Origin of the sequence: Nocardiopsis sp. MG754419, from assembly GCF_018207095.1 — a bacterium.
Classification (GTDB): domain Bacteria; phylum Actinomycetota; class Actinomycetes; order Streptosporangiales; family Streptosporangiaceae; genus Nocardiopsis.
In genome coordinates this window covers 1-374 of the sequence record NZ_QOCZ01000395.1, presented here as the reverse complement: position 1 = coordinate 374, position 374 = coordinate 1, and the positions used below count along the sequence as shown (strand labels likewise).

Sequence of the window (374 nt, the reverse complement as noted above, 5' to 3'; positions counted from 1 at the left end):
GGTTCGTGTGGTGAACGGGTACGGTCCGGCGGAGAACATGGGGTTCTCGACCAGTTTCGAGGTGGCCTCGGTCGAACCCGGACAACGCTCGGTACCCGTCGGGGTGCCGCTGCGCGGCACACGGGCCCGTGTCCTCGACGAGTGGTTCAACCCGGTTCCCGTTGGTGTGCCGGGTGAGCTCTACCTCGCGGGGAGAACGCTCGCGCAGGGTTATCTCGGGCGTTCGGATCTGACCGCCGAGCGGTTCGTGCCCGATCCGTATGGTGCTCCGGGGGAGCGGATGTATCGCACGGGTGACCTGGTGCGGTGGTCGTCCTCGGGGGATCTGGACTACGTGGGCCGGGTGGACGACCAGGTCAAGATCCGCGGTTTCC

General features: G+C 67.1%; 1 protein-coding gene. It reads left to right on the top strand.

Going from position 1 to position 374, the window contains the following annotated elements; translation table 11 throughout:
• Positions 1-37: 37 nt before the first annotated feature.
• Positions 38-374: AMP-binding protein (locus tag DSY14_RS28275; protein ID WP_307851364.1), on the top strand; the 337-nt coding region annotated here is incomplete at its 3' end.